This is a genomic window from Candidatus Nitrotoga sp. M5 (assembly GCF_927904885.1).
In the GTDB taxonomy this organism is placed as follows: domain Bacteria; phylum Pseudomonadota; class Gammaproteobacteria; order Burkholderiales; family Gallionellaceae; genus Nitrotoga.
Window position 1 is genome coordinate 1 of record NZ_CAKMNW010000090.1, and the last position, 5,570, is coordinate 5,570.

The 5,570-nt window shown below is 46.2% G+C and carries 2 protein-coding genes and 1 pseudogene; 2 read left to right on the top strand and 1 reads right to left on the bottom strand.

Annotated elements, in window-relative coordinates; translation table 11 throughout:
* Positions 1-12: 12 nt before the first annotated feature.
* Positions 13-997: pseudogene (locus tag MJ770_RS15750) on the bottom strand (IS30 family transposase).
* A 312-nt stretch (positions 998-1,309) separates the two neighbouring features.
* Here MJ770_RS15750 and typA point away from each other — a divergent pair.
* Together typA and MJ770_RS15260 are read left to right on the top strand one after the other, a co-directional pair.
* Positions 1,310-3,115, top strand: a complete 1,806-nt coding sequence (gene typA, locus MJ770_RS15255) for a translational GTPase TypA (RefSeq protein ID WP_239256070.1) — start codon at positions 1,310-1,312, stop codon at positions 3,113-3,115.
* 1,055 nt (positions 3,116-4,170) lie between these two features.
* Complete coding sequence (locus MJ770_RS15260; protein WP_239256071.1) at positions 4,171-5,508, top strand: dicarboxylate/amino acid:cation symporter; 1,338 nt, start codon at positions 4,171-4,173, stop codon at positions 5,506-5,508.
* The last annotated feature ends 62 nt before the right edge of the window (positions 5,509-5,570 follow it).

Below are 5,570 nucleotides of genomic sequence, written 5' to 3' on the forward strand. Positions count from 1 at the left end.
CAGTCACTTCGATCAAATCGGGTAACTGTCAGATGATGTCGCGATTACTACAAATAATACCTCATGCGGGGTTCTAAATCCGAGTACTTTTCGAGGTCGGTGGTTGATCCGCTCTACCGCCTCCTGCACTTGTTCCTCGGTGATGTCTGCCAGCTTCATGCTCTTGGGGAAGTACTGCCTCAAGAGCCCGTTACTGTTTTCGTTCAATCCCCGCTCCCAGGAGTGATTGGGATTGGCAAAATAAATGTCTGCTTTTAGTTCCACTGCCATTTTCTCATGCTCCGCAAACTCCTTGCCATTATCGAAAGTGATGGAATGGCACTTATCCTTGTAAGGCGTCAGCAGGCGCGTTGTCACAGCTGTGACCCCAGCAGCATGCTTACTTGCTGCGTATATGCCCCGCTAATACATAGCGCGATTTCTTTTCGGCCAGTGTAACCAGTCCACCTTTGTGATTCTTGCCGATGACGGTATCACCCTCCCAATCACCCATGCGCGTCTTTTGGTCAACGATTTCCGGACGTTCATCAATGCTGACACGATTCGTAATCATGCCTCGCCGCTCTTGCCCACTTGCATATCGCTTGCGGCGTGGTTTATGACTGCGCAAATGTCGGTGCAGGTCTCCACCATTTCGTTTGTCCGTGTAGAGGTGTTGGTAAATGATCTCATGGCTAATCTGCAAGCCACCTTCTAATTCAAGCCGATTTGCGGCCTGTTCCGGGCTGAGGTCTTCCCGGATCAACCGCTCGACTTCCCCCCATTCATCCGATGAGAAGCACTTGCCGTTCGCCAAGGCTTGCCGGCGCTCATCTCTGAACGACTGCGCCTGCTTGGGTCGCCAGCCGCGTTGACCTTTGTTTCGCCTGAACTCTCGTGAAATCGTCGACTTGTCCACACCTATCTTTTGGGCAATCTGAGTTTGATTCAAAACAGCTTGTTTCAATCCGTAAATCTGATATCGTTGCCCGATGGTGAGCTGCTTATATTTCTTCATCTGTGCTCCTTTTACTTGGTCGTTTAAGTGGCTCCGATATTAACGCAGCTCGCCACCTAAGTTCGCTTACAAAAGTTGCACTTCAGAGTTGAATCCGTTCTTGTATAGTTAGATCTTATTGTATATATATATTTTATATACAATTGCTTGTTGTTATTATGTAATTATAAAAAATACTTCACTGAGTCACCTTAATTTGGTTACTTGAATTTTTAGAGACACCCTCCAAAGTGGTTGTTTGGAATGAATAGTAATATTTAGAGGTGTCCTTATGATAGAATGCGCGCCCTTTATCCAGACTAGGTAGCAAACATGTCGCGCGCACTCCGTAATATCGCCATCATTGCCCACGTTGATCATGGCAAAACCACTATGGTGGACAAGCTGCTGTCTCAGACAGCCACTTTCGCTGCGCACCAGCATATTGCTGAGCGCGTGATGGACAATAACGATCTTGAAAAGGAACGTGGCATCACCATTCTGGCAAAAAATTGTGCTGTGGAATATGAAGGCGTGCATATCAATATCGTGGACACGCCAGGACACGCTGACTTTGGTGGTGAGGTAGAACGAGTTCTGTCGATGGTGGATGGCGTGCTGTTACTGGTAGATGCGGTGGAAGGCCCGATGCCGCAAACTCGATTTGTGACACGCAAGGCTCTGGCACTGGGATTGCGTCCTATCGTAGTAATCAACAAGATTGATCGTCCCGGCGCGCGGCCAGAGTGGGTAGTAGATCATACCTTTGATTTATTCGATAAGCTCGGCGCAACCGAAGCGCAAATGGATTTTCCAATAGTCTACGCATCTGCGTTGAATGGTTACGCGACATTGGATTTGGCGAATCCAAGCGCGGATATGCGTCCATTGTTCGAAACCGTGTTAAAGCATGTGCCTGCGCCGACTGGAGATATGGACGGGCCGCTGCAATTCCAAATTTCTGCGCTTGATTACTCAAGCTTTGTTGGGCGCATAGGTGTTGGGCGCGTTTCGCGGGGACGCATTAGGCCTGGTCAAGAGGTTATGCTGTTGAATGGCGATAAGCCGCCGAAGAAAGCGCGGGTCAATCAGGTACTGGGCTTCAGTGGCATAGAGCGGGTGCAAATGGAAGAAGCGGCTGCTGGCGACATCATTCTGGTCAACGGTATTGAAGACATCGGTATTGGTGTTACTTTAGCCGATATTAACCAGCCAGAAGCGCTGCCTATGCCTAAGGTAGATGAGCCCACATTGACTATGACCTTCCAAGTGAACAATTCCCCCTTGGCAGGAAAAGAAGGTAAGTTTGTTACTAGTCGCCAGATTCGCGATCGTCTGACTAAAGAATTACTGGTCAATGTGGCATTGCGCGTGGAAGATTCGGGTGAGACAGATTCTTTCTTAGTGTCGGGACGAGGTGAATTGCACTTGACCATTTTGCTGGAAAGTATGCGTCGTGAGGGTTTTGAATTAGCTGTTTCGAAACCGCGCGTGGTGTTTCGTGAAATTAACGGTGAAAAAAGTGAGCCATATGAAATGCTCACTGTGGACGTGGACGAGACAAACCAAGGTGCGGTGATGGAAGAACTGGGTCGCCGGCGCGGTGATTTGCAGGATATGCAGCCGGATGGAAGAGGTCGTGTGCGTTTGGAGTATCGTATTCCAGCACGAAGCTTGATTGGTTTCCAAGGTGACTTTATGACAATGACCCGTGGCACCGGGCTTATCTCGCACGTGTTCGACGACTACGGTCCGGTCAAGCCAGATATGCCCGGACGTCATAATGGAGTGCTGGTATCTCAAGACAATGGCGAGGCTGTGGCCTATGCCTTATGGAAACTGGAAGATCGTGGCCGCATGTTCGTCAGCCCCGGGGATAAATTGTATGAAGGCATGATCATTGGTATACACAGCCGCGATAACGATCTTGTGGTTAACCCTATCAAAGGTAAACAGTTGACCAATGTACGTTCCTCCGGCACGGATGAAGCAGTGCGCTTGACCACGCCAATTCAGCTAACGCTGGAGTCTGCTGTTGAGTTTATTGACGACGACGAACTGGTGGAAATTACTCCGCTATCCATACGTATACGTAAGCGTCATCTTACTGAACAAGATCGTAAGCGTGCTTCCCGCTAGGTAAATATTTAGTATCTTCGCAATTGGGAGCCCTAGAGTCACTGGCAAAATCATCCAATGGTAAAACGGTCAGCGGAATAAGTTAAAAATATCTCTGACATGTTGGTTTTTTGAGCAAATGGCCTAATTGTGAGCCATCTGCTCAATTACCCTATTCGTTTTTGTAAAAATCAGAGTGTAGCCATCCCACCAAACTATAAGTTTACCTTTGCTATAGTCGTTTAAGGTAGTTTATAGGTGGCTAAAATCATTATTTGTGGTTGACTGTTAAGGCCATAACACCAAACATCAGGTGCTACATGGCCTTAACGTGCCCGCAATACGAACTATCCAACCACTAAATTCAACTTTCAAGCGGCGTTAAAGCGTTCAAAAGTGCTGAGTTCGTTAATATCGTACTTCTTCGGCGGTTTTATCTCTTATCAATTGACAGCGTTACTTTTCAGCCGTCAGTGTCTATTCATCAGAGACAACGTTCTTTACGTTCCCAACCGCAAATTCGTCTTAAGAGCACCTATAAAAATTAAATTTTTATACAAGTCAAGACGCGAGTAAAAAATTTGAGTGATGCTTATGTTTGATATGTAAGCGTTAAATATTTTTGAGTAACGCAGTATTATGACGCAACGGGGTGAACAGGCAAGCGGCTGCTCGCAAAATTTGATTCTCTAAGGTGTCCTTAAGGCGCTATCGGCCTCCAATCAATCCAGCAAAGTGCTAGTCACTGGAATGTTATAAATCATTTTCGCCACAAACGGCATGGCTATGACAACACGGTCTTAAGGCGAGCGAGCTGGAAAGCCACAGCTGGATATAGATTCATAATACGATACGCACACTCTAATGCGGTCACCAATTCTTGTTGCTCCCCTGTTAATGGCTCTAACTTTTCCGACAAGCATGGAAATAATGAGGAGGGCTCAGTCTGAATTTGCGTGCAATTGATTGGTTCAAACTAGACGTCCGAAAATAGTACACGGCCCTAGATAATCCAATCTCATAACTAACTGAACTATTCCATCGAACATTTTCCCGAAAAATATCATCCGATCTGGATGATTTCTGATAACTTGCCACAAATGACTACAAAAATATTAATCTGGATGGTTGCTGGGCTGGTGTTGGGAAGCGTGATTAATGTCTTCGCCAGTGATGTGACGTTTATTCAAGGTTATGTCGTCAATGGCTTATTCCATGTATTAGGCGCGATATTTATTAATTTATTGGAAATGTTAGTGGTTCCGCTGGTTACTTTCTCACTGATTTGTGGGGTATGTGGGATTGGAGATATTAAGAAGTTAGGACGGGTTGGCTTAAAGTCATTTCTATTGTTTTTGTTGACTACGGCTTCAGCCGTTGCTTTGGCTATTTTTGTGGCAACGATTATTGGATCAGGAAAAGATTTTGATTTGATCAAAGCCGCTCAAACGAAATTTGAAGCGCCTACAGCCCCACCGTTAACGCAAGTTTTTATTAATCTGGTGCCGAGTAATCCAGTGGCTGCTTATGCAGATGGCAATATGCTGCAAATTATCTTTTTTACGATCTTATTCTCAATATGCGTTTTGATGATAGGGGATAGAGCACGGCCTATTGCAGATGGTGCAGAGAGATTAAATGAAGTGATGATGAAGGTTGTTACGGTTGTGATGTCGATTGCACCCTATGGAGTGTTTGCGTTGATGGCGAAGACTTTTTCGGTTCAGGGGCTTGGGTTGATTGTGCCCATGCTCAGCTATTTTGGAGTAGTAATATTAGTGTTGTTGCTTCATGCATCGTGCACACTGATGTTGCTGTTGAAATTTTGGGGGCGTGTCAGTCCTTTGATGTTTTTAAAGAAAATGCGTGCGGTTCAAGTATTTGCATTCAGTACCTCCAGCTCAAGCGCGACCATCCCTGTCACGCTAAGAGCGGTAGAAAAGAAATTGGGTGTTGACAATTCAACCGCGTCTTTTGTGGTGCCTTTCGGTGCCACCATAAATATGGATGGCACGGCTATCATGCAAGGGGTTGCCACGGTATTTATCGCCAATGTTTATGGCATTGAGCTGAGTTTGGCGGGTTATATGACGGTGATCGGCATGGCCGTTTTGGCCTCAATTGGAACGGCAGGTGTGCCAGGTGTTGGGTTGATTATGCTAGCCATGGTATTTAATCAAATAGGTTTGCCCGTCGAAGGTATTGCCTTGGTTATGGGGGTCGACCGTTTGTTGGATATGATGCGCACGGCCGTAAATGTCACGGGAGATGCTGTAGTGACAACCATTGTTGCTCGAGGTGAAGATAGTATTTCAATGGGTACTTTTAACGACCCTGATGCCGGCGCCATGGAACATTTGCATCTTAAACCTACTAAACCACTAAAGGGCACCTCGAAAAACCCATTCTCATGAAGCACTATTGATAAAATTCACCTATCTGAACTCGAGTCCTACCAATGCTGATGAAACGCCGT

Excerpts from the sequence above, each read along its gene's own strand:
- MJ770_RS15260 (WP_239256071.1), top strand. The coding sequence starts at position 4,171 with ATGATTTCTGATAACTTGCCACAAATGACTACAAAAATATTAATCTGG.
- typA (WP_239256070.1), top strand. The coding sequence starts at position 1,310 with ATGTCGCGCGCACTCCGTAATATCGCCATCATTGCCCACGTTGATCAT.